Origin of the sequence: Actinacidiphila bryophytorum (assembly GCF_016916835.1) — a bacterium.
Taxonomy (GTDB): Bacteria; Actinomycetota; Actinomycetes; order Streptomycetales; family Streptomycetaceae; genus Actinacidiphila; species Actinacidiphila bryophytorum.
The window spans coordinates 87528-108965 of sequence record NZ_JAFFIX010000023.1 but is presented as its reverse complement, the minus strand read 5'-3'; the positions used below and the strand labels follow the sequence as shown (position 1 = coordinate 108965).

The following is a 21438-nucleotide window of genomic DNA, read 5'->3' as shown; positions in this document are numbered from 1 at the left end:
GCACCATGACGACGAACGCTCCCAGGGCCGGGTGGTCTCCCGCCAGGGTACGTACCGCCCATCTGGCCATTGCCACGATCTTTGCCGTGCACGGCGCGGTCCAGGGCACGTTCGCCACCCGCATCCCGTGGATCAAGGACCATCTCGGGCTGAGCGCGGGCGCGTTGGGCATCGCGCTGGTGTGCCCCGCGATCGGCTCGATGCTGACGATGCCGCTGGCGGGGCGGCTGATGCACAAGCTCGGGTCGCGGACCGCGCTGCGGCTGCTGCTGGGCCTGTGGTGCGCGGCCCTGTCGCTGCCCGCGCTGGCGCCGGGCCTGCCGTGGCTGTGCCTGTCGCTGCTGGTCTTCGGCGGCAGCGCCGGCATGGCCGACGTGGTGATGAACGCCATCGGCGTGGACGTCGAGGAGCACAAGGGCAAGTCGATCATGTCGGGCCTGCACGGCATGTGGAGCGTGGGCACCCTGACCGGTGCCGCGATCGGCGTGCCGGCCGCGCACGCCGGGCTCGACGGGCGGATCCACCTCGGCGTGGTGTCCGGCGCCCTGGTGGTCGTCGGCTTCCTGGTGTGCGCGAAGGTGCCCGACCTGCACCCGGCGCCGGAGGAGGACGCGCCGCCGCGCTTCGCGCTGCCGCCGCGTGCCGCGCTGGTGATCGGCGCGATCGGCTTCTGCGGGGTGTTCGCCGAGGGCGGCACCGCGGACTGGTGCGCGGTCTATCTGCGGGACATCGCGAACGCCTCGCCCGCGGTGGCGGCGCTGGCGTACACCGCCTTCTCCTGCACGATGGCGACGGCCCGGCTGCTGGGCGACTTCGCGGTGCGCCGGCTGGGCGCGGTGACCGCGATCAGGGCCGGCGGGGTGGTCGCGACCGCCGGCGGGCTGCTGGTGGTGCTGGCGCACGCACCGGTTCCTGCCATCGCCGGCTTCGCGCTGATCGGCGTGGGTATATCCGTGGTGGTGCCGCTGTGCTTCGCGGCGGCCGGGCGCAGCGGGCCGAACCCGAGCCAGGCCATCGCGGGTGTCGCGACCGTCACGTACACCTCGGGGCTCGTCGCGCCTGCGGCGATCGGCGGGATCGCCGGAGCGAGTTCGCTCACGGTGTCCTTCGGCCTGGTCACCGTGCTGACGCTGGGTCTCGTGGTGGGTGCGGGCGTGGTCAGGCCGGCCCCCGTGAAGGTGGCGGGTTCGCCGGCGCCGGCCGGCGTCGCCGCCGAGTAGCCCGCCGGGCGGCGGGCGGCCCCGACCGGAGTGGGAGCCGGTCCGGTGTCACCCGCCGCCCGGCGCCTCCCTTTCGCGCAGGTGGGCGGGCGCGGCCAGGCGCAGCGCGTGGTAGCCGGCCAGGACCAGGATGGTGCCGAGCGCGATGCCGCTGAGCGAGAAGGTGTCGGTGATCCGCAGGGTCACGTTGCCGATGCCGGCGACGACACCGCCGGCGATGGGCACCAGGTTGAGCGGGTTGCCGAGGTCGACCCGGTTGTCCACCCAGATCCTGGCGCCGAGCAGCCCGATCATGCCGTAGAGGATGACGGTGATGCCGCCGGGGACCGCGGCGATGACGGCGCCGAACTTGGGGCACAGGCCGAAGAGGATCGCGAAGCCGGCGGCTGCCCAGTAAGCGGCGGCGGAGCAGATCCGGGTGGCGGCCATCACGCCGATGTTCTCCGCGTAGGTGGTGGTGGCGGGGCCGCCGAGCGCGGTGGCCAGGACCGTCGTGCCGCCGTCGGCGGCGATCGCGGTGCCCAGGACCGAGTCGAGGCGGTCGCCGGTCATCTCCCCCACCGCCTTGACGTGACCGACGTTCTCGGCGATGAGCACGATGACCACCGGCAGCGCGACAAGGACCGCGGAGCCGTCGAAGGCGGGCGCGTGGGTGCTGGGCCAGCCGAACCAGGGGGCGTCGCCCACCCGATGCAGGTCGAGCCGCCAGTGGCCGCCCGTGTGGCCCGCGGGGGTGTGCTTGACGCCGATGCGGCCGAAGACCCGGTCGAAGAGCCAGGAGACGCCGTAGCCGAAGAGCAGGCCCAGGAAGATCGCCACGCGGCCCCAGAAGCCGCGCAGCGCCACCAGGGCGAAGCCGGTGAACAGCAGTGTGAGCAGCGCCGTCCACTGGTCCTGCGGCCAGTACGTGCCGGCGGCGACCGGCGCGAGGTTGAACCCGATCAGCAGCACCACCGCCCCGGTGACCGCGGGCGGCAGGACGGCGTGCACGACGCCAAGGCCGACGGTGCGGCCCCAGCTGAGCCGCTCGTCGGGGCGGACCACCGCCCCGGGCAGTGGGCTGCGGCCGTCGCCGTGCACTGTCCAGCCCGCACCGCGCACCCTGTGCCTCGCCTCCCGCCGCCCGCAGACCCGTGGGGTCTCACCGTAGGCGGGGGTGTGCGGCGGGGCCCCGGCGCGCGCCCTGCGGGTCACGCGGTCGGCTCAGGGGGGTGGGGTGGCCGCATCGCGGCTGGTGGGAAGAGTTCGGCGGACGCGCACGGGGGAATCGCGCCCGCCGAACCGAGAACCACGTTACCGGCGCGTCGGCCCGGAGCGGGAGCCCGGAAGGGGCAATTCCTTCCGCGGGATTACGCCATGGCATACGTTCGCCGCCATCTCGGTTGCCCCGGAGGGGAGTTGACCGTATTTCGGCGGGCGGCGCGGGGTCAGCCGACGGTCAGGTCCTGGAGGCCGACCACCCGCAGGAGTTGCAGCCGCTCGTACGCCTCGGTGCCGGGCCGTGCGGTGTAGACGATCAGCCGCTGGTCGTGCCCGGTGCTGAGCAGCACCTCGCAGTCCAGTTCCATGTCGCCGACGACCGGGTGCCGGAAGCGTTTGGTGTCCGAGCGCCGGACGGCCACCTGGTGCTCGGTCCACAGCCGTTCGAAGTGGTCGCTGGCCGCCCGCAGTTCTGCGACCAGGCTCGCGGCAGCCGGGTCGTCGGGGCGGGCGGCGAGCACGGCCCGCAGGTGCGCGACATGGGTGCGCAGCAGCGTCTCGTGGTCCTCCGGCGGGAAGATGTCCATCGCCGAGGGCTCGGTGAAGGCGCGGCGCACGGTGTTGCGCATCCGCGGCGGGCGCCCTGACACGTCGCCGAGCAGCGCGGAGGCCATCGTGTTCTGCACCAGGACGTCGCCGATGTCGCTGACGACCTGGGCGGGTGTGTCGTGCAGCCGGTCCAGGACCAGCAGCAGCCCGGGGCGTACGTGGCTGCTGCCGCCGGTCTCCCGCGGCGGCTCCTCTCCCGCCAGGTGGAAGACGTGGTCGCGCTCGTCGCAGGTCAGCCGCAGCGCGCGGGCGAGCGCGCCGAGCATCTGCCGGGAGGGGCGGGGGCCGCGGGCCTGTTCGAGGCGGGTGTAGTAGTCGACGGACATGCCGGCCAGCTGGGCCACCTCCTCGCGGCGCAGTCCCGGGGTGCGGCGCCGGGCGCCGCCGCCCAGCCCCACGTCGGCGGGGTTGAGCCGGTCGCGGCTGCGGCGGAGGAAATCGGCGAGTTCTGCTCTGTCCACCCCTCCAGCATGGGGCCGGTGCGGCCGGCTATCCAGGGAGTGCCACTCCCCCGATAAGGCGGCACCCGCCGCGCCGGTGCGCTGCGGGCCCGGTCCGGCGTGCCGGGTGGCGCACCGGCCGCGGGTGCGGACACTGGGGCGCATGGTGATGGATGTGGCCGGTGTGCTGGACCGGATGCGGGGTGTGCAGACGGGTCTGCCGGACGGCGACGGGGTCGCGGTCTTCAACCGGGTCTATGCCGCGGTGACCGAGGAGGTGCGGCGGCGGCTCGCCGCCGGGGACTTCGCGGACCGGGCGGCGGCGGGCGAGCTGGCGGTACGGTTCGCGGGGCGGTATCTGGCGGCGGTGGCCGACGACGCGGCGGGCCGGCGCCCGCCGGCCTGCTGGCGCCCGCTGTTCGCGATGCGCGCCCACCCGGGTGTCAGGCCGCTGCAGTTCGCATTGGCGGGGATCAACGCGCACGTGGGCCACGACCTGGCGCTCGCGGTGGTGGACACCTGCACCGCGACCGGGCGGGCGCCGGCCGGCCTGGAGGCGGACTTCGACCGGGTCGGCGAGGCGCTGACCGCGATCGAGGAGGAGGTGCGGGAGCTGCTGATGCCGGGTCCTGACCTGCTGGAGGCCGCGGACCCGCTGACGCACCTGGTCGGCTCGTGGTCGCTGGCCAGGGCCAGGGACGCGGCCTGGGCCGCGGCCCGGCTGCTGTGGGCGCTGCGCGGCACCGGCGACGCCCGCGACGAGTGCGTGAGCCGGCTCGACGCGGGCGTGGGGCTGATCGGGCGGCTGCTGCTGACGCCGGTGGGCGGCGGGCGTCAGTCCTCGGGCAGCATGACGGGCGAGATGTCCTCGTAGACGTCGCCGGGTCCGGGGTTGAGCGGGTCGGTGCTGCCGCCGAGGTGGTGCATGACACCCCACACCGCGTTGAGCGCGGTCTGCACCGCGCCCTCCGCCCACCCCGCGGTCCAGGAGATGTCGTCGCCCGCGAGGAACAGCCCGCGCCGGTCGGCGGGCAGCGCGTCCTGCATGAAGTGGGTGAACAGCCGCCGCTGGTAGCGGTAGTGGCCGGGCAGGTTGGCCTTGAAGGCGCCCATGAACCACGGCTCGTTCTCCCAGGAGACGGTCACCGGGTTGCCGATGAGGTGCTTCCTGATGTCGACGCCCGGGTAGATCTCGCCGAGCGACTTGAGCATGACCTCCATCCGCTCGTGCGCGCTCAGCGGCAGCCATTTCAGGCTGTCGTCGCACCAGGTGTAGGACAGGCAGATCGCGGCGGGCCGGTCGGGGCCGTCGTCGAGCAGGTAGGTGCCGCGGGTCATCCGGTCGGTGAGCGTCATCGACATCACGTCCCGGCCGGTGCGCGGGTCCTTGTCGAGCCAGAAGGGCCGGTCGACGGGCACGAAGAGCTTGCTGGACTCCATGTAGTGGGTGCGCTCCATCGCCGTCCAGTGGTCGATGGGGAAGAGCGCGTCGTCGCAGGCGATCTTCGACAGCAGCAGCCAGGACTGGGCGGTGAAGACCGCCGCCTTGTAGGTGCGGATGTCGCCGGTCGCGTCGGTGACGGTGATCCGGTTGCCCGCGGTACGGTGCAGCCCGGTGACGGCGGGGCGCGGCTGCCCGCCGTGCAGCGAGGCGAGCGAGGTGCCGCGCGGCCAGTGCACCGCCTTGTCCGGCTCCCGCTCCCACAGCCGCTGCGGGAGCTGCTGGCTGCCGCCGTCGATGCCGCGGTGGTCGTCGTCGGCGCCGGTCATGACGACCCGCAGGATCTCCAGGATGGAGTTGGGGAAGTCGGTGTCCCAGCCGCCGGTGCCGAAGCCGACCTGGCCGAATATCTCCCGGTGCCGGAAGGACCTGAAGGCGGGCGAGTCGCACAGGAAGCCGTAGAAGGTCTGGTTGTCCAGCTTCTCCACCAGCGCCGACCAGATCGCCCGGATGGCCGGCACGTCCCGCTCGCGGAGCGCGCGCTGCATGGCGGAGAAGTCGGCGCCGTCCTCCAGGCAGGCGTTCCAGGCGTGCATGACCTGGTGGTAGACCTCGGGGAGGTCGTCGAGGGAGGTGGCGTAGTGCGACTCGCCCTTGAGGTCGACGACCGTCGAAGGGGTGCAGGGCGCCAGCGGGTTGGGGAAGGGCGTGCTGTGCAGGCCCACCAGGTCGGCGTAGTGCCAGAAGGCGGTGGAGGACGGCGGGAAGCGCATCGCGCCCATCTCGGCGGTCAGTGCCCGGTCGCAGCCGTCGAACCCGACGGTACGCAGCCGGCCGCCGATCCGGTCGGCCTCGTAGACGACCGGGCGCAGGCCCATCTTGAGCAGCTCGTACGCCGTCACGATGCCGGACAGGCCGCCGCCGATCACCGCGACCTCGGTGCCGTGCTCCGCGGGCGGCACCGAGCCGAGGCCCGCGGGGTGGGCGAGGAAGTCGTCGTAGGCGTAGGGGAAGTCCGGGCCGAACATGGTGATGGGCGGTTCGGTCTGGGCCTCGATGTGCTGCTCGTCGTGGACGGCGGTGGGCACGGACGTCATGGGCGGGGGCTCCTGGCGAGGGTGCGGTAGAGGTCGGGGCGGCGGTCGGTCAGGTACGGGGAGTCCTTGCGGGCCGCGGCGGCCGTCTGCGGGTCGACGTCGGCGAGCAGCAGCCCGGGGGCCGCGCCGGCCCGGGCGCGGACCTCGCCGTCGGGTCCTGCCAGGCAGCTCAGCCCGGCGAAGTCGAGGTCGCCCTCACGGCCGCAGCGGTTGGCGTAGGCGATGTGCAGGCCGTTCTCGTACGCCCTGGCCGGCACCAGGAGCCTGGGGACGGTCTCGTAGGGCCGCATCAGGGCGGTGGGCACGGCCAGCAGGTCGGTGCCGGCCAGCGCGTGCGCCCTCGCGGTCTCGGGGAACTCGATGTCGTAGCAGATCAGCAGCCCGATCCTGAGGCCGTCGAGGTCGGCCTGCACGACCTGCTCGCTGCCGGGGGTGAAGGCCGCGCGCTCCTGGTCGCCGTACAGGTGGGTCTTGCGGTAGGTGGCCAGCAGGGCGCCGTCGGGGCCGACGAGGCTCGCGCAGTTGTGAACGGCGGAGCCGGCCCGCTCCAGGTGGCCGAAGACGACGGCGACACCGTGGCGGGCGGCGGCCTGCCGGACCTGGCGTACGGCAGGGCCGCCGGGGTCCTCGGCCAGCGCCGCGGCCTGCGGGCCGAGCACATAGCCGGTCAGCGACAGCTCGGGGGCGACCAGCAGCCGGGCGCCGCGCTGCGCGGCCTGTGCGGCGGCGGCGTCGAGCGCGGCGGTTCCGGGTGGGCAGCCCTGGGCGAGAGCGATCCGCAAGGAGGCCTCTTTCACCTGGTCAGCGGGGGCAGGAGGGGACTACCTCGACGCTAACCGGCGCCGCGGACCGGCGGAAGAGCCGAACATTGCGCCCACAGGTGCGATCCGTTGCGTCTTGCCCGCTCCTCCCGGCGATCCGTTGCGCCGCCGGGCGCGGACACGGTTCGGTCGGACCGTCCCGCCCGGTGGCGGCCGCGGCGGGCACACCGGCGCCCGGCGCTCCCGCTGCCGGGAGGTGCCGGGCGTCGTACGGCGTGCGTCTCAGCGTTCGGGGCGGCCGCCGCGGGAGGGTTTGTCACCGGGAAGGGTGTCGGTGGGGCCTTCCATGTCGGCCTCGATCCGCTCCTTGCGGACCCGCCCGTGCACCTTCTTCTGCTCGACGTGCTCCTCGACGCGCATCCGGACCCGCTCCTTGGCGACGACCTCGGTCTCCACCACGGGGCTCTCCTCGTGCAGCGTCACGAAGCGCTCGGCCTCGCTGATCTCCGCTCCGGAGCGCAGCGCCTCACGGTCGGACGCGCTCAGCGGCTCGCGTTCGAGCTTGACCTCCTCGTGCCGCAGCGGCACGGTCTGCTCGACCTCCTCGACCTCGACGTACTTGTGCAGCCTGGCCTTCCCCGAGGCGTGGCGTTCGACCTTGACGTGCATCTCCTCCTCGGAGCGCGTCATCATCTCGGCCTCGGCGTCGCCCGCGCCCGCGCGTTCGGGGGCTCCGCTGCGGCCGGACGCGAAGGCGGCACCCGATCCTGCACCGGCGGACTGCGCGGCGGTGGTGTCCATGCCGCTGCCGCCGGCGGAGCGCCCGCGGCTGATGTCGGTGCCGATGTCACCGCTGGACTTGGTGGCCGCTGCGCCACCGGCTCCGGCAGCCCCCGCGGCTCCTGCCGCGCCCATGGACTTGTCGGGCGACATGCCCTTGCCGCCGGTCCGTTCGATGCCGTAGTAGCGGTAGAGGTGCTGCTCCTCCTCGACCGACAGGTGGCCGCCGGAGTCGACGTCGACGTTGGGCGCGCCCTTGATCTTCTCCTTGGGGTAGGGCACCTCCAGATGGTCCTGGACCAACCGCGCGGAACGGGTGGGCACGAAGGTCTCGTTGCTGCCGAAGAACCCGGTCTTGACCGTCACCCACTCGGGGTTTCCGGACTTGTCGTCCAGGTACATGTGCTTGGCGTCGCCGACCTTCTTGCCTTCGGCGTCATGGACCGGATGGCCCACCACCTGGGGTATCTGTTCGCGCGTGATCATGTCGCCTCCTCGGGGCTGCCGTGACCTGGGAACGGTCAATGAACGGATTACCCGGGAGATTCCGGCAAAACCTAGGAATCCGGACAAAATCCGTAAATCATCGCCCGGTCCGGTAAAGCCGCAGGTCGGATCAGCCGGGGCTGCCCGCCCCGTACCGGCGCAGCAGCGGCGAGAGCACCAGCACCGACTTCGTACGGGTCACGAACGGCTCGCCCGCGATACGTTCCAGCACCTGCTCGAAGTGCCGCACGTCGGCGGCGAAGACCTGCACCACCGCGTCCGCCTCACCGGTCACCGTGGAGGCGGACGCCACCTCGGGGTAGCGGGACAGGCCGCGCCTGATGTCGGCGGGCGAGGTGTTGTGGCGGCAGTACAGCTCCACCAGCGCCTCGGTCTGCCAGCCGAGCGCGGCCGGGTCGACCCGTACGGTGAAGCCGGTGATCGCGCCCGCCGCCAGCAGCCGGTCGACCCGGCGTTTGACGGCAGGCGCGGACAGGCCCACCTCGGCGCCGATGTCGGCGTAGGAGCGGCGGGCGTCGGCGGCCAGGGCGTGGACGATGCGTTCGTCGAGTTCGTTCAGCGGCACGAGCCCCGACGCTACCTCCGGCTACTGCCAGCTGGCGTGCAAGGGCTTGCCCTCGGCGTATCCCGCGGCGCTCTGGATGCCGACGATCGCGTTGCGCTCGAACTCGGCGAGCGAACCGGCACCCGCGTAGGTGCACGAGCTGCGCACCCCCGCGATGATCGCGTCGATCAGGTCCTCCACACCGGGCCGCGCCGGGTCCAGGAACATCCGCGAGGTGGAGATGCCCTCCTCGAACAGCGCCTTGCGCGCCCTGTCGTACGCCGACTCGTCGCTGGTGCGGTTGCGGACCGCGCGGGCCGAGGCCATCCCGAAGGACTCCTTGTACAGCCGCCCGTCGGCGGTCTGCTGCAGGTCGCCGGGCGACTCGTACGTGCCGGCGAACCACGAGCCGATCATCACGTTGGACGCGCCGGCCGCCAGTGCCATCGCCACGTCCCGCGGGTGGCGCACCCCGCCGTCGGCCCACACGTGCTTGCCGTACCTGCGGGCCTCGGCCGCGCACTCCAGGACCGCGGAGAACTGCGGCCTGCCCACCCCGGTCATCATCCGGGTGGTGCACATCGCGCCGGGTCCGACCCCGACCTTGACGATGTCGGCGCCCGCCTCGACCAGGTCGCGCACCCCTTCGGCGGCGACCACGTTTCCCGCGACCAGCGGCACCGCCGGGTCCAGGGCGCGCACGGCACGCACCGCGGCGATCATCGACTCCTGGTGGCCGTGCGCGGTGTCCACCACGAGGGTGTCCACCCCCGCCTTGAGCAGCTGCTCGGCCTTGCCCGCCACGTCGCCGTTGATGCCGACCGCGGCGGCGATCCGCAGCCGCCCCTCGGCGTCGACGGCCGGCTCGTAGAGCGTGGCGCGCAGCGCGGCCGTACGGGTGAGGATGCCGGCCAGCCGCCCGTCCGCGTCGACCGCGGGGGCCAGCTTGCGGTGGGCGTCGACCAGCCGGTTGAAGGCGTCCCGCGGGTCGATGCCGGCGTCCAGCACCAGCAGGTCGGTGGACATCACCTCGGAGACCTGCGTGAAGCGGTCCACCCCGGTCAGGTCGGACTCCACGACCACACCGACCGGGCGGCCGTCCTCGACCACCACGGCGGCGCCGTGCGCCCGCTTGGGCAGCAGCGCCAGCGCGTCGGCGACGGTCTGGCCGGGGGCCAGCGTGATGGGGGTGTCGAGCACCAGATGGCGCTGCTTGACATAGCCGACGACGTCGGCGACGACGTCGATCGGAATGTCCTGCGGGATGACGACCAGGCCGCCGCGGCGGGCCACGGTCTCGGCCATCCGGCGGCCGGCGATGGCGGTCATGTTGGCGACCACCAGCGGAATGGTGGTGCCCGTCCCGTCGGGGGACCTGAGGTCCACCCCCTGGCGGGAGCCCACCGCGCTGCGGCTCGGCACCATGAAGACGTCGTCGTACGTCAGGTCGTACGGAGGCTGAACATCGTTGAGGAAACGCACGTACTTCATATTTGCACGGGCGGGCCCGCGCTGCCTACGGACGAACCTCCGGCAGTTGCCGCCGGCCGCTGTTGCTTCCTCCAGTCATTCCTCCAGGACCACCCGCAGCTCGGTGTCGGTGTCCCGCCAGAACAGCTCGGCGTCCCGCAGGATGTCCTTCACGATCCGCCACTCCCGGGGCAGCACCGACGCGAAGCCGTGCCAACCGCGCACGTGCAGCCGGCGCCCGCCGGGCTCCGCCGGCCACCAGGACAGGTCGGTCAGGCAGTCGGCGAGGGCGTCCCAGTTGCGGCCGAACCAGTCGGGCAGGCCCAGGTCGGCGGTGCACCGATCCATGAACGCCTGCCGGTCGCCGACGCCGGTCAGGTCGAGCACGAGCATGCGCCGATGCTGCCACAGCAGGTCACGCCCGGCGCGGCAGCGCGCCCGCGCCGCGCCGGGCGCCGTCCGCGCAGGTGCCGGGCCGGCGCTCAGGCGCCGTCCGGGTCGGCGCGGTCCAGGGCCGGGCGGCGGACCGCCCCGGTGGAGCGCAGCAGCTGGTCGGCCGCCGCGGTGTCGGTGACCAGGCTCGTCACCAGCCCCGAGCGCAGCACCGCGTCGATCGCGGCGGCCTTGCGCGTACCGCCCGCGATGGCCAGCACCTCGGGGATGCGGCGCAGCCGGTCCGCCTCGATGGTGATGCAGCGCTCGCCCAGGTCGCGGCCGACCCTGCGGCCCTGCGAGTCGAACAGGTGCGAGGACATCTCGGCGGCCACCCCGAGCCCGGCGTAGTGCTCCCGCTCGGCGTCGGTCAGCGCGTCGTGGACGGTGGACACGCCCGCCTCCCACGAACCGACCGACACCACCGCGACCGTCACCTTGTCGAAGTAGCCCATGGCCGCCGCGATACCGCTCTGGGCGCGCAGCGCCGCCGCCGTCGCCGGGTCGGCGAGCACCATCGGCGCGTACAGCGGGTGCGCCTCGCCGCCGGAGACGGCAGCCGCCGTGCGCACCGCCTCGACCGAGCCGCGCTCGGTGGTGCCGACGTCGTAGACGCCGGTGAGCTGCACGACCGTGCAGGGCGCGAGCCGGTCCAGCGCGTTGGCCATGGTGATGATGGACCGGCCCCAGGCCAGGCCCAGCACGTCGCCGTCCGAGACCAGCTCGCCGAGCAGGCCCGCGGCGACCGCGCCCAGGTTCTCCGGGTCGGGCGCGTCGGCCTGGTCCGGCGGGGTCTGCACCACGACCGCGTGCCGCAGCCCGTAGTGCACGCGCAGGGCGTCGGAGCGCTCGGCGTCCAGCTCCGCGGGCACCCGGATCTCGATCCTGACCAGGTCGCGCTCCAGCGCCGTCTCCAGCACCCGGGCCACCTTGAAACGGCTGACCCCGAACTCCTCGGCGATCTGGATCTTGGACTTGCCCTCCAGGTAGAAGCGGCGTGCCATCGCCGCAGCCTGAACCATCTCTCCGGGGCCCATGCGCACGTGCGTGCGACCTGTGCTCACGTCGGTTCTCCCCAGTTGCCCTGCTGATCGGCTCCGCGTTCATCCTCGCAGACGCCGGGGGTTACGGGCGCGTAGCCCGGGGCCCGGTCAGTGCCGGTGGACCGCGGCGGCCTGCTCCCGCAGCGCGCGCACTGCCGCCGCCGGGTCGTCGGCGCCGTAGACCGCGGTGCCCGCGACGAAGTTGTCCGCGCCCGCCTCCGCGCACCGCTCGATGGTCTCCGCCGAGACCCCGCCGTCCACCTGCAGCCACAGCTCCAGGCCGTGCTTGTCGATCAGCGCCCGGGTGCGGCGGATCTTGGGCAGCATGATGTCCAGGAAGGGCTGGCCGCCGAAGCCCGGCTCGATCGTCATGATCAGCAGCATGTCCAGCTCGGGCAGCAGGTCCTCGTACGGCTCGATCGGCGTCGCGGGCCGCAGCGCCATCGACGCGCGTGCCCCCTTGTGGCGGATCTCCCGGGCGATACGGACCGGGGCCCGCGCCGCCTCCGCGTGGAAGGTCACCGAGGACGCACCCGCCTCGACGTACGCCGGCGCCCACCGGTCCGGGTCCTCGATCATCAGATGGCAGTCGAGCGGCGTGCCGGTCGCCTTGCGCAGCGACTCCACCACGGGCAGACCCAGCGTCAGGTTCGGTACGAAGTGGTTGTCCATCACGTCGACATGGAGCCAGTCGGCGCCCTCGACGGCCTTCGCCTCGTCGGCGAGCCGCGCGAAGTCCGCGGACAGGATGCTGGGGCTGATCTGCACGCTCATGCGCCCAGCAAACCAGATCCCCGACCACCGGGGAAAACCCGTCCCGCCCCCCGATCGCACTGCGTGACAAGCCCCTCGCACTACACGGAACCACCGAGCGGAAACGGAACACCGGTGCGATGCTGATGCCTGGCCGCTCTCCCGGCTCCCACGGGAGAGCACGGGGGCCACCACCGAGCGGACCATGGGGGATCACGCGGATGGCGGGCGAAGCGGGACGGTTGGCGCACCTGGTGTGCGGGCGGCGCAGCAAATGGGTCGTGCTCGTACTGTGGCTGGTCGTGCTGGTGGCGCTCGCGCCGCTGGCGACCAAGCTGATGGATGCCGAGAAGAACGACGCGGCCAGCTGGCTGCCGGGCCAGGCGGAGTCCACCAAGGTCCTGGAACTCCAGAAGAAGTTCGTGCCCGAGTCCGCACCCGCGGTCGTCGTCTACACCCGCCCCGGCGGCCTCACCCCCGCCGACGTCGCCACCATCGGCCGCAACACCGCCGCCATGCGCACCACCACCGCCCACGGCATCATCGGCTCCCGCACCGTCGGCCCCCTGCTCGACCGCAGGCAGTCCCCGCGCGCCGCCCAGGTCATCGTGCCCATCACCGTCGAGGAGAGCGGCTGGAACTCCGTCGAGGACGCGGTCAACCAACTGCGCTCCATCGCCGGGCAGAACGCCGACGGGCTCCAGGTCCACATCACAGGACCCGGCGGTTACGCCGCCGACTCCAACAAGGCCTTCGCCGGCATCGACGGCACCCTGCTGTACGCGGCGCTCGCCGTCGTCATCGTCATCCTGCTGATCACCTATCGCAGCCTCAGCCTGCTCCTGCTGCCCGTACTCTCCGTCGTCGCCGCGCTGTTCACCGCAGAAGCACTCATCTACCTGCTCGCCCGGCACGCGGGCCTGGTCGTCAACGCGCAGAGCGCCGGCATCCTCACCGTCCTCGTCTTCGGCGCCGGCACGGACTACGCCCTGCTGCTCGTCGCCCGCTACCGCGAGGAGCTGCGCAACCACGAGGACCGGCACGAGGCCATGGCGCTCGCCCTGCACCGGGCGGGACCCGCCGTCATCGCCAGCGCCGCCACCGTCGCGCTCAGCATGCTGTGCCTGCTCGCCGCCGACATGAACTCCACCTCCGGCCTCGGCCCGGTCGCCGCCATCGGCGTCGCCGTCGCCCTCATCTCCATGGTCACCCTCTTCCCCGCACTGCTGGTCATCGTCGGCCGCTGGGTCTTCTGGCCGGTCGTCCCGCACGTCGGCACCCCCGAGCCGACCAGGACCGGCGTGTGGGCGGGCATCGGCCGCCGGATCAGCCGCCGGCCCCGCGCCGTGTGGGTCACCACGACGGCCGCGCTCGGCGTGCTCTGCTTCGGCCTGCTGTCCGTCAAGGCCGTCGGCCTCGCCCAGGCCGACACCTTCACCAACACCCCCGACTCGGTCGTCGGCCAGCGCATCCAGGACCGCTACTTCCCCGCGGGCGGCGGCCAGCCCATGGTCGTCATCGCCGACGCCGGCTCCGCGGCCCAGGTCACCTCGGCCCTGCGGGCCATCCCCGGCGTCGTCCCCGGCTCCGTCGGCACACCGCCCGGGGTGACCCCGCAGAAGGACGGCCTGGTCTACCTCGAAGCCACCCTCACCGACCGCCCCGACAGCAGCGCCGCCCGCACCACCGTGGACCGTGCCCGCACCACCCTGCACCGGATCCCCGGGGCCGACGCCAAGGTCGGCGGCGGGTCCGCCGTCCTCAAGGACACCGCGCAGGCGTCCGCGCGTGACAACAAGCTCCTGATCCCGGTGATCCTGCTGGTCGTGATGCTCATCCTGGCGGTGCTGCTGCGCGCCCTGGTCGCACCGCTGGTGCTCATCGCGACCGTCGTCCTGTCCTTCGCCGCGGCCCTCGGCGTCAGCTCCGTCGTCTTCCGCCACGTCTTCGGCTACGCCGGCGAGGACACGGCCTTCCCGCTGTTCGTGTTCGTCTTCCTGGTCGCCCTCGGCATCGACTACAACATCTTCCTGATGACCCGCATCCGGGAGGAGAGCGCCGCGCTGGGAACGCGGGAGGGGGTGCGCACCGGGCTTGCCGCCACGGGCGGCGTCATCACATCGGCGGGCCTCGTGCTCGCCGGCACGTTCGCCGTGCTGGGCACGCTGCCCGTCGTCGCCTTCGCCGAGATCGGCTTCGCCGTGGCTTTCGGGGTGCTCCTCGACACGTTCGTCGTCCGGTCGGTGCTTGTCTCTGCGATCGCCTTGGACCTCGGCGACCGCATCTGGCTCCCCTCCCGCCTCTCCCCGAGGGAGACCCCGCGCAGTTCCCCGCGCCCCTGAGGCCCTGCCCCTTGCGGTGGGCTTGTCTCGCAGTTCCCCGAGCCCCTGGGTGATTGCCACTTGCGGTGGCGTTGCTTTCCTTCCGCCCGTTCGGGCGGGGCGCGCAGTTCCCCGCGCCCCTGAAAAACGCTCCCCCTCGCAGACCAAGGGACGCCCACCCTGCGGGAAGCGGGCAACAACCAGGGGCGCGAGGAACGGCGCGACCAGCCACAACCCCGCAGGCAGGCAACGCACCGCAAGAGGCAGGACCTCAAGGTGCGCGGGGAACTGCGCGACAAGTCACAACCCAGCCGCAGGCAGGCAACGCACCGCAAGAGGCAGGACCTCAAGGGGCGCGGGGAGCTGCGCGACCAGCCCACCGCCGGGTGGAGGCCGGACGACCGGGGCTGGGCCGGGGGGAAGGGGGCACCCTCTGGGAGGACCCGGCGTCAGGCGGTGCGGCGCAGGAGCGCCAAAAACATGGCGTCGGTGCCGTGGAGGTGCGGCCAGAGCTGGACGTCGGGGCCGGGGCCGAGCCTCGGGACGTCAGGGAAGAAGGGCCGGGCGTCGAGCAAGTCGACGCCAGGCGTACGGGCGAGGACGTCGTCCACGACCGCCCGGGTCTCGGCGGGGTGCGGCGAGCACGTGGCGTACCCGACGACTCCCCCGACCCGCACCGCCCGCAGCGCCTCGGCCAGCAGCCCCCGCTGCAAGGGCGCGAAGCCCTTGACGTCCTCCTCGCGCCGCCGCCACCGCGCCTCGGGCCGCCGGCGCAGGGCGCCGAGCCCGGTGCAGGGCACGTCGACGAGCACCCGGTCGAAGGACCCCGGCGCCCACGCCGGGTGCGTGCCGTCGGCGACGACGACCTGGTAGGGGCCGGGATTCCCGGCAAGGGCGCGGGCGACGAGCCGCGCCCGGTGCGGCTGCTTCTCCGCGGCGACGAGCGTGGCGCCGCGCCCGGCGGCGAGGCCGGCGAGAAGGGCGGCCTTGCCGCCGGGCCCCGCGCACCCGTCGAGCCACCGCTCGTCGCGGCCTTCCACGGGCACCGCGGCGAGGGCCGCGGCGACGAGCTGGCTGCCCTCGTCCTGGACGCCGGCCCGGCCTTCGCGTACCGCGTCGACCGCGGCGGGGTCGCCGCCCTCGGCGAGGCGGACGGCGTAGGGGGACCAGCGGCCCGGCTCGGTGGCGCCTTCCGGCAGCGACGCGGCGACCTCGGCGGCGGTGGACCGGCCGGGCCGGGCCACCAGGGTGACCTCGGGGCGTTCGTTGTCGGCGGCCAGCAGGTCCTCGATGCCGGCCCGCCCGCCGCCGAGGGCGTCCCACAGCGCGGAGACGATCCACCGCGGGTGCGAGTGCACGACGGCAAGGTGCTGCTCGGCGTCCTCGTCGTAGGGCGGCGCGACCTGGTCGAGCCAGCCGTCGAGGTCCTGTGCGGCGACCCGCCGCAGCACCGCGTTGACGAAGCGCGCCCTGCCCTCGCCGAGCACGACCCGGGCGAGGTCGACGGTGGCGGAGACGGCCGCGTGCGGCGGGATCCTGGTGGCGAGCAACTGGTGCGCGCCCAGCGCGAGGACGTCGAGCACCGGCGGGTCGACCTCGCGCAGCGGCCGGTCGACGCACGCGGCGAGCACGGCGTCGTACGTCCCCTGGTGGCGCAGCGTCCCGTAGACCAGCTCCGTCGCCAGGGCGGCGTCGCGCCGGTCGAACTCCCGGCCCTTGCCCGCGGCTTCGCGCTCGGCGGCCCGCAGCAGCCCGGGCAGCACCAGGTTGGCGTACGCGTCGCGCTCGTCGACGGCACGCAGCGCTTCGAAGGCGAGCACCCGCACGGGGTCGCGCTGGGGGCGCCGGTAGGGGGTGCCCTGGGGGCGTCTCTGCTGGTCTTTCGCGTTCAAAGTGCTCCGCATCCTCGTCCTCGGCTCCCCGCCAGCGTACGTCCCACCCTGGACGGACCCGGCTCAGCGGCCCAGGGTGGTGCCCGCGGGCAGGTGGGTGCCGCGGGACCAGGCAGCCGCGGGCATCCGCTTCTTGCCCTGCGGCTGGACCTCGCCCAGCAGGACGGCGTGGCTGCCGGTGCCGACGTGCACGGAGTTCTTGCCGACGGCCAGCTCGCCGGGCGCCAGGTCCGTACGGTCCGGCACCAACGTGACGGGACCGAGCTTGAGGCGCTCGCCGCCGACGAGGGTCCACGCACCGGGAGCCGGGGTGCAGCCCCTGATCAGCCGGTCGACCCGCAGCGCGGGCGCGGACCAGTCCACGGCGGCGTCCTCGACGGTGATCTTCGGGGCGACGGTGACGCCCTCAGCGGGCTGCGGCCTGGCCGAGAGCCGGCCGTCCTCGATGCCGTCCATCGTGGCCACGAGCAGGCCCGCCCCGCTCACCGCCAGCCGGCCCAGCAGGTCGCCGCTGGTGTCCGTGCCGCGGATCTCCTCGGTCACCACGCCGTAGACCGGCCCGGAGTCCAGGCCCTGCTCGATCAGGAAGGTGGAGGCGCCGGTCACCTCGTCGCCGGCCATCACCGCGTGCTGCACGGGCGCGGCACCGCGCCAGGCGGGCAGCAGCGAGAAGTGCAGGTTGACCCACCCGCGGGCGGGCACGTCCAGTGCGACCTTCGGCAGCAGCGCACCATAGGCGACGACGGGGCAGCAGTCGGGGGCGATCTCCCGCAGCCGGTCGAGGAAGTCCTCGTCCCGCGGCCTGGCGGGCTTGAGCACCTCGATCCCGGCGGCCGCGGCCCGCTCGGCCACGGGGCTGGCCACGAGCTTGCGCCCGCGGCCGGCGGTGGCGTCGGGTCGGGTCACGACGGCGGCGACCTCGTGCCGTCCCGAGGCGATCAGGGCGTCGAGCGCGGGTACGGCGACCTCGGGGGTGCCGGCGAAGACGAGCTTCATCGTGCGGGGTGTGCCTCTCGGTTCGACGGTGTCACAGGGCACGGCCGGACGTACCGTGCGGGGAGATCCTGACCTGCGGCGCGGGCTCCCCCGCCCACTCGGCCTCCCGGATCGCCCGCATCGCCGCGGCCCGCTGTTCGGGATCGAGCCGGTCGACGAAGATGATGCCGTCCAGGTGGTCGGTCTCGTGCTGGATGCAGCGGGCCAGCCGCTGCGTGCCCTCCACGGTGACCGGATCGCCCCACATGTTCACGCCCCGCGCCACGACGCCGTACGCCCGCCGGCAGTCGTACGTCAGCCCGGGCAGCGACAGGCAGCCCTCGGGGCCGTCCTGCTCCTCCTCGGTCAACGTCAGGTCAGGGTTGATCAGATGGCCCAGCTCGCCGTCCACGAAGTACGTGAACACCCGCAGCGACACGCCCAGTTGCGGCGCGGCAAGGCCCGCACCGGGGGCGGCCTGCATCGTCTCGGTCAGGTCCTTGACCAGGGTGCGCAGTTCCGCGTCGAACGTCGTGACCGGCCGCGCCGTCATGCGCAGCACCGGGTCGCCGAACAGGCGGATGGGCTTGACGGTCACGGGGCGCTTCTCCTGCCGGACGGGGACGACTGCCGATTCTAGTTCGGCCAGCGAGAGGGGTGCACACCCGGCCGCGCGCCCCCGGGGCGTGACTCCGAGGGCTGGTGGCGCGTTGGTCAGGAGAGTTCGACCCATGTAACCGTCGGTTGGAGAGGCCTGTTGATGCCCGACCACGCAACCCCTGACGCCCAGGCGCGGGCAAGTCTGCACCTGCTGGTGAGGGACATCGAGAGGGTCCGCCGGCAGGTGGACGCGCTGCGGACCCTCACCGCTCAGCTGGGCAACGTCTACCGTCCGCGGCGCAGCGGCCCCACGGCCGGTTTCGTGGTCTACGGGCGGGCGCCCGCGCCAACGGTGCGGCTCGCGCAGGAGCTTCGGGACAGTGTCGAGACGCTGGTCACCGCAGCGGTCGAGTTCGACCGCTCGCTCGGCTTCTCCTGGGACGCGGTCGGCTCCGCACTCGGGGTCACCAAGCAGGCGGTGCACCGCCGCTACGGGGGCCGCCGCCCTGCGGCGCCCCCCTCCTCGCCCGAGGACCAGGCCCTCCCCACCGTGCCGGCGGCCCGCTCCATGCCCGCCGACCCCGTCTTCCCCAGCCCCCGCCCCCACGCCTGACGGCGTGGGACCGTTTTCCCACCCTCCCCCACAGCTCCGCGTGGGGGTGCCCCCAGACCCGTGCAGGTAGTGGGACAGGTGACAGGTCCCCAGTGGCCGGCACCGCACCATTGGCGCAGCAAAGCCCACCTCGCCGCCAACCACCCGCAGGGACGACGGGGGTGCCTGCGCAGGCTGACAGCTCACCGTCAGCCGCCGACGCGCCGGAGGGGACGATTCGGGGGTGTCCCCGCAGGCATGCGCGCGACTCCCGCCGCCTCGTTCGGGAAGAGCCAAGGCGCGCATGCCGAGGAGATACCCCCGAAGCGGCACCGCCCCCCGAACAGGGCAGGCGTACCCGGAAGCAGGGCCTAGGCCGTGTTTTGGAAGTCCCGCCTGCCCCGCGACGCCTGGCACGCACGCTCGCTGCGTTGTCGGAGTCGTCCGAGCAGGCCCACTACGAGGACGACCCTCCGCCTTGCGATCGCACGCACCAGACGCCGCGGGGCCCGCCCTGTGGGCGGACGGCGCTACTTCCAAAACACGGCCTAGCCGATGTCCGTCGGGTCGAGCCGGACCGCGACGGGCTCGCCGCCGCCCCGGGTCGCACGGGCGACCTGCGCCGACTTGAGCGCCGCGGCCAGCGCCGCGCCGCTCCCCGGCGGCACCCGCAGGAGCAGTCGCTCGCCGCCGGCAGGCCCCGCAGGAACCGGCCCGAGCTGATCCGTCCCCGGCGGCAACCGCGCGAGCGCCAGCAGCTCCGCCACCGCCGCGGCCGGCCCGCTCACCGACGCCATCCGCGACACGGGCGGAAACCTCAGTTCCGCCCGCTCCGCCAGCTCCCGCACCGCGTGCCCCGCCGGATCCCACCGCACAAGCGCCTGCACGGGCCGCAGCGTGGGCTCCGCGAGCACCAGCACGGTGCCCCCCTCCCCCGCCGGCCGCACCAGCGCCGCCGCAGCCGCCCACCGCCGCAGCGCCTCCTCCGCCGCCCGCAGGTCGGGCCGGTTCAGCAGCGCCCAGCCGTCGAGCAGCAGCGCGGCGGCGTAACCCGGCCCCTCCGCGACCGGCTCCGCACCCGGCGTGGCGATGACGAGCGCGGGCGCGGCACCGACCGAGGGGAGTACGGTGTCGCGCCCCGACGTCCGCACCGGCACCCGGGGAAAGGCGCGGCCCAGCTCCTCGGCGGTGCGCCGCGCACCGACGACCTGTGCCCGCAGCTTGAACCCCCCGCACTCCTGGCAGTGCCAGTCCGCCGCGGGCCGCCCGCACCACCCGCAGGACGGCGTACCGCCGCGCTCGCGCAGCTCCAGCGGCCCCGCGCAGGCCGCGCACCTGGCGGCGGCACGGCAGGTGTCGCAGGCCAGCCGGGGGACGTAGCCGCGCCGGGGCACCTGGACGAGGACCGGGCCGCGGGCGAGGGCGTCGCGGGTGACCTGCCAGGCAAGCGAGGGCAGCCGGGCGGCGCGGGCGGCGGCGTCCCTGGCCTGGTCGGCGTCGCCGACGGTACGGATCAGCGGCGCCGCGGCCCGTACCTGCTCGCGGGCGGCGGCCAGCGGCAGCGCCCAGCCGCTGTCGACGAGCTGCGCGCCCTCCACGGTGCCGGTGAGGCCGCCGAGCAGGAAGGCGGTGCGCTCCTCCGCGGCCCGCAGCAGCAGGACGTCCCTGGCGTGCGGCTGCGGCGCGTGCGGTTCGGCGTGGCTGGAGTCGCCGTCGTCCCAGAGGGCGACGAGGCCGAGGTCGGCGACGGGCGCGAACATCGCGGCGCGGGTGCCGACGACCGCGCGGACCGCGCCGCGGCTGACCGCGAGCCAGCGGCGGTACCGCTCCTCGGGGCCGGCGTCGGCGGTGAGCATGACGTGGCGGCCCTCGCCCAGCAGCTCGGTGAGGGCGGCGTCGGCGCGGGCGACGGAGCGCCCGTCGGGCAGGACGGCCAGGGCGCCGCGCCCGGAGGCGAGCGTCGCGGCGACGGCGCGGGCCAGCTCGGCGGGCCAGTGCGGCCCGGGGAGGGCGAGCCAGACCGCCCGCGGGGTGTCACCGCGGGCGAGGGCCTGCAGGTAGGCGGGGCCGGTGGCGTAACGGGACCAGGTGCCCGGCTCGGGCGGTGCGGGCGCGGGCAGCGGCTCAGGCGAGGCGTCCTTCTCGGCGCGGGCCATCCGCGGGGGGACGGCGAGCTGGACGACGTCGGCGAGCGCGCCGGCGTAGCGGTCGGCGACCTGGCGGCACAGGGTGAGCAGCGCCGGGGTCAGCACGACCTCGGGCGAGAGGACCTGGGCCAGCGGGGCGAGCGGGCCTGCGTAGTCGCTCTCGGTGCGGCGCTCGACGATGAAGCCGTCGTGGAGGGTGCCGCCCTCGCGGTGCCCCTTGACGACCCGGGCGCCGAAGCGGACGCGGACCCTGACGCCGGGCTGGGCGTCGGCGTCCATCGCCGCGGGTACGGCGTAGTCGAAGAACTGGTCGAGGTGCAGCAGCCCCTTGTCCACGAGGACGCGGGCGACGGGCAGCCCCTCGGCCAGTTGCGCTCCGCGCCAGGTGCGGGGTTTGGCTTTGCGCGCGGTGGTGCGGATCAGAGCGAGCTGCTCGGCCGCAGGGGGTTCTTCGGGGCTCACCCCACGAAGTCTTGCAGACGGCTCCGACAACGCACGTAGGTGCCACATACGGTGACAGAACGGCCTCAGCACCGCTGTGGTTGCGCGCGCAGTTCCCCGCGCCCCTTGTGGCTTGCCCTCTGGAAGAGGGTGAGCGATTTCAGGGGCGCGGG

General features: G+C 73.9%; 18 protein-coding genes. 4 read left to right on the top strand and 14 right to left on the bottom strand.

What is annotated here, in order from left to right; genetic code table 11:
- Window positions 1-5 precede the first annotated feature (5 nt).
- Entirely contained in the window at window positions 6-1220 is a 1215-nt protein-coding gene (locus JT723_RS27405) for an MFS transporter (RefSeq protein WP_205047485.1), read from the top strand.
- A 48-nt stretch (window positions 1221-1268) separates the two neighbouring features.
- Here JT723_RS27405 and JT723_RS27400 read toward each other — a convergent pair whose 3' ends face one another.
- On the bottom strand, window positions 1269-2321 hold the full coding sequence (locus tag JT723_RS27400) for a uracil-xanthine permease family protein (protein WP_205047484.1): 1053 nt from the start codon (window positions 2319-2321) through the stop codon (window positions 1269-1271).
- A 326-nt stretch (window positions 2322-2647) separates the two neighbouring features.
- Window positions 2648-3490 (bottom strand): helix-turn-helix transcriptional regulator, encoded by an 843-nt coding sequence (locus JT723_RS27395; RefSeq protein ID WP_205047483.1) that lies wholly within the window; start codon window positions 3488-3490, stop codon window positions 2648-2650.
- A 142-nt stretch (window positions 3491-3632) separates the two neighbouring features.
- Here JT723_RS27395 and JT723_RS27390 point away from each other — a divergent pair, with 142 nt between their 5' ends.
- Window positions 3633-4343: a DUF5995 family protein gene (locus JT723_RS27390; RefSeq protein WP_205047482.1), complete on the top strand. Its 711-nt coding sequence runs from the start codon at window positions 3633-3635 to the stop codon at window positions 4341-4343.
- On the opposite strand, the gene JT723_RS27385 is transcribed toward JT723_RS27390, so the two are convergent.
- The 8 genes from JT723_RS27385 to rpe form a co-directional block, all read right to left on the bottom strand.
- Window positions 4304-6007, bottom strand: a complete 1704-nt coding sequence (locus tag JT723_RS27385; RefSeq protein ID WP_205047481.1) for a flavin monoamine oxidase family protein — start codon at window positions 6005-6007, stop codon at window positions 4304-4306. The two genes, JT723_RS27390 and JT723_RS27385, sit on opposite strands and share 40 nt — an antisense overlap.
- Window positions 6004-6789 carry a carbon-nitrogen hydrolase family protein gene (locus JT723_RS27380; protein WP_205047480.1) on the bottom strand — a complete coding sequence of 262 codons (786 nt, stop codon included), beginning with the start codon at window positions 6787-6789 and terminating at the stop codon, window positions 6004-6006. Before JT723_RS27380 ends, JT723_RS27385 begins: the two co-directional genes overlap by 4 nt.
- 261 nt (window positions 6790-7050) lie before the next feature.
- Window positions 7051-8034 (bottom strand): DUF2382 domain-containing protein, encoded by a 984-nt coding sequence (locus tag JT723_RS27375; protein WP_205047479.1) that lies wholly within the window; start codon window positions 8032-8034, stop codon window positions 7051-7053.
- Between the two features lie 130 nt (window positions 8035-8164).
- Window positions 8165-8620: an Lrp/AsnC family transcriptional regulator gene (locus JT723_RS27370; protein ID WP_205047478.1), complete on the bottom strand. Its 456-nt coding sequence runs from the start codon at window positions 8618-8620 to the stop codon at window positions 8165-8167.
- A 21-nt stretch (window positions 8621-8641) separates the two neighbouring features.
- Window positions 8642-10090, bottom strand: a complete 1449-nt coding sequence (locus JT723_RS27365) for a GuaB1 family IMP dehydrogenase-related protein (protein WP_205047477.1) — start codon at window positions 10088-10090, stop codon at window positions 8642-8644.
- 75 nt (window positions 10091-10165) lie between these two features.
- Entirely contained in the window at window positions 10166-10462 is a 297-nt protein-coding gene (locus JT723_RS27360; protein ID WP_205047476.1) for a barstar family protein, read from the bottom strand.
- Window positions 10463-10551: 89 nt separating this feature from the next.
- Window positions 10552-11565, bottom strand: coding sequence for a sugar-binding transcriptional regulator (locus JT723_RS27355; protein ID WP_251513618.1), 1014 nt, complete (start codon window positions 11563-11565; stop codon window positions 10552-10554).
- 87 nt (window positions 11566-11652) lie between these two features.
- Window positions 11653-12318 (bottom strand): ribulose-phosphate 3-epimerase, encoded by a 666-nt coding sequence (gene rpe, locus JT723_RS27350; protein WP_205047475.1) that lies wholly within the window; start codon window positions 12316-12318, stop codon window positions 11653-11655.
- A gap of 200 nt (window positions 12319-12518) precedes the next feature.
- On the opposite strand from rpe, the gene JT723_RS27345 reads away from it, so the two are divergent.
- Window positions 12519-14639: an MMPL family transporter gene (locus JT723_RS27345; protein ID WP_205047474.1), complete on the top strand. Its 2121-nt coding sequence runs from the start codon at window positions 12519-12521 to the stop codon at window positions 14637-14639.
- 428 nt (window positions 14640-15067) lie between these two features.
- Here the strand turns inward: JT723_RS27345 and JT723_RS27340 are convergent, their stop codons facing one another.
- From JT723_RS27340 to def, 3 genes are all read right to left on the bottom strand, one after another.
- Entirely contained in the window at window positions 15068-16510 is a 1443-nt protein-coding gene (locus JT723_RS27340) for an RsmB/NOP family class I SAM-dependent RNA methyltransferase (protein WP_372441388.1), read from the bottom strand.
- A gap of 63 nt (window positions 16511-16573) precedes the next feature.
- Window positions 16574-17506, bottom strand: coding sequence for a methionyl-tRNA formyltransferase (fmt, locus tag JT723_RS27335; protein WP_205047472.1), 933 nt, complete (start codon window positions 17504-17506; stop codon window positions 16574-16576).
- A gap of 31 nt (window positions 17507-17537) precedes the next feature.
- Window positions 17538-18083 (bottom strand): peptide deformylase, encoded by a 546-nt coding sequence (def, locus tag JT723_RS27330; protein WP_205047471.1) that lies wholly within the window; start codon window positions 18081-18083, stop codon window positions 17538-17540.
- Window positions 18084-18245: 162 nt separating this feature from the next.
- On the opposite strand from def, the gene JT723_RS27325 reads away from it, so the two are divergent.
- Window positions 18246-18698: a hypothetical protein gene (locus JT723_RS27325; RefSeq protein ID WP_205047470.1), complete on the top strand. Its 453-nt coding sequence runs from the start codon at window positions 18246-18248 to the stop codon at window positions 18696-18698.
- A gap of 527 nt (window positions 18699-19225) precedes the next feature.
- Here JT723_RS27325 and JT723_RS27320 read toward each other — a convergent pair.
- A complete protein-coding gene (locus JT723_RS27320) occupies window positions 19226-21334 on the bottom strand; it encodes a primosomal protein N' (protein WP_205047469.1) in 2109 nt (702 codons plus the stop codon).
- Between the last annotated feature and the right edge of the window lie 104 nt (window positions 21335-21438).

What these genes read in the sequence shown, in the direction of transcription:
- rpe (WP_205047475.1), bottom strand. Translation starts at nt 12,318, where the DNA reads ATGAGCGTGCAGATCAGCCCCAGCATCCTGTCCGCGGACTTCGCGCGG.
- JT723_RS27360 (WP_205047476.1), bottom strand. Translation starts at nt 10,462, where the DNA reads ATGCTCGTGCTCGACCTGACCGGCGTCGGCGACCGGCAGGCGTTCATG.
- JT723_RS27345 (WP_205047474.1), top strand. Translation starts at nt 12,519, where the DNA reads ATGGCGGGCGAAGCGGGACGGTTGGCGCACCTGGTGTGCGGGCGGCGC.
- JT723_RS27405 (WP_205047485.1), top strand. Translation starts at nt 6, where the DNA reads ATGACGACGAACGCTCCCAGGGCCGGGTGGTCTCCCGCCAGGGTACGT.
- JT723_RS27385 (WP_205047481.1), bottom strand. Translation starts at nt 6,007, where the DNA reads ATGACGTCCGTGCCCACCGCCGTCCACGACGAGCAGCACATCGAGGCC.
- fmt (WP_205047472.1), bottom strand. Translation starts at nt 17,506, where the DNA reads ATGAAGCTCGTCTTCGCCGGCACCCCCGAGGTCGCCGTACCCGCGCTC.
- JT723_RS27365 (WP_205047477.1), bottom strand. Translation starts at nt 10,090, where the DNA reads ATGAAGTACGTGCGTTTCCTCAACGATGTTCAGCCTCCGTACGACCTG.
- JT723_RS27320 (WP_205047469.1), bottom strand. Translation starts at nt 21,334, where the DNA reads ATGTGGCACCTACGTGCGTTGTCGGAGCCGTCTGCAAGACTTCGTGGG.
- JT723_RS27325 (WP_205047470.1), top strand. Translation starts at nt 18,246, where the DNA reads ATGCCCGACCACGCAACCCCTGACGCCCAGGCGCGGGCAAGTCTGCAC.
- JT723_RS27390 (WP_205047482.1), top strand. Translation starts at nt 3,633, where the DNA reads ATGGTGATGGATGTGGCCGGTGTGCTGGACCGGATGCGGGGTGTGCAG.
- JT723_RS27375 (WP_205047479.1), bottom strand. Translation starts at nt 8,034, where the DNA reads ATGATCACGCGCGAACAGATACCCCAGGTGGTGGGCCATCCGGTCCAT.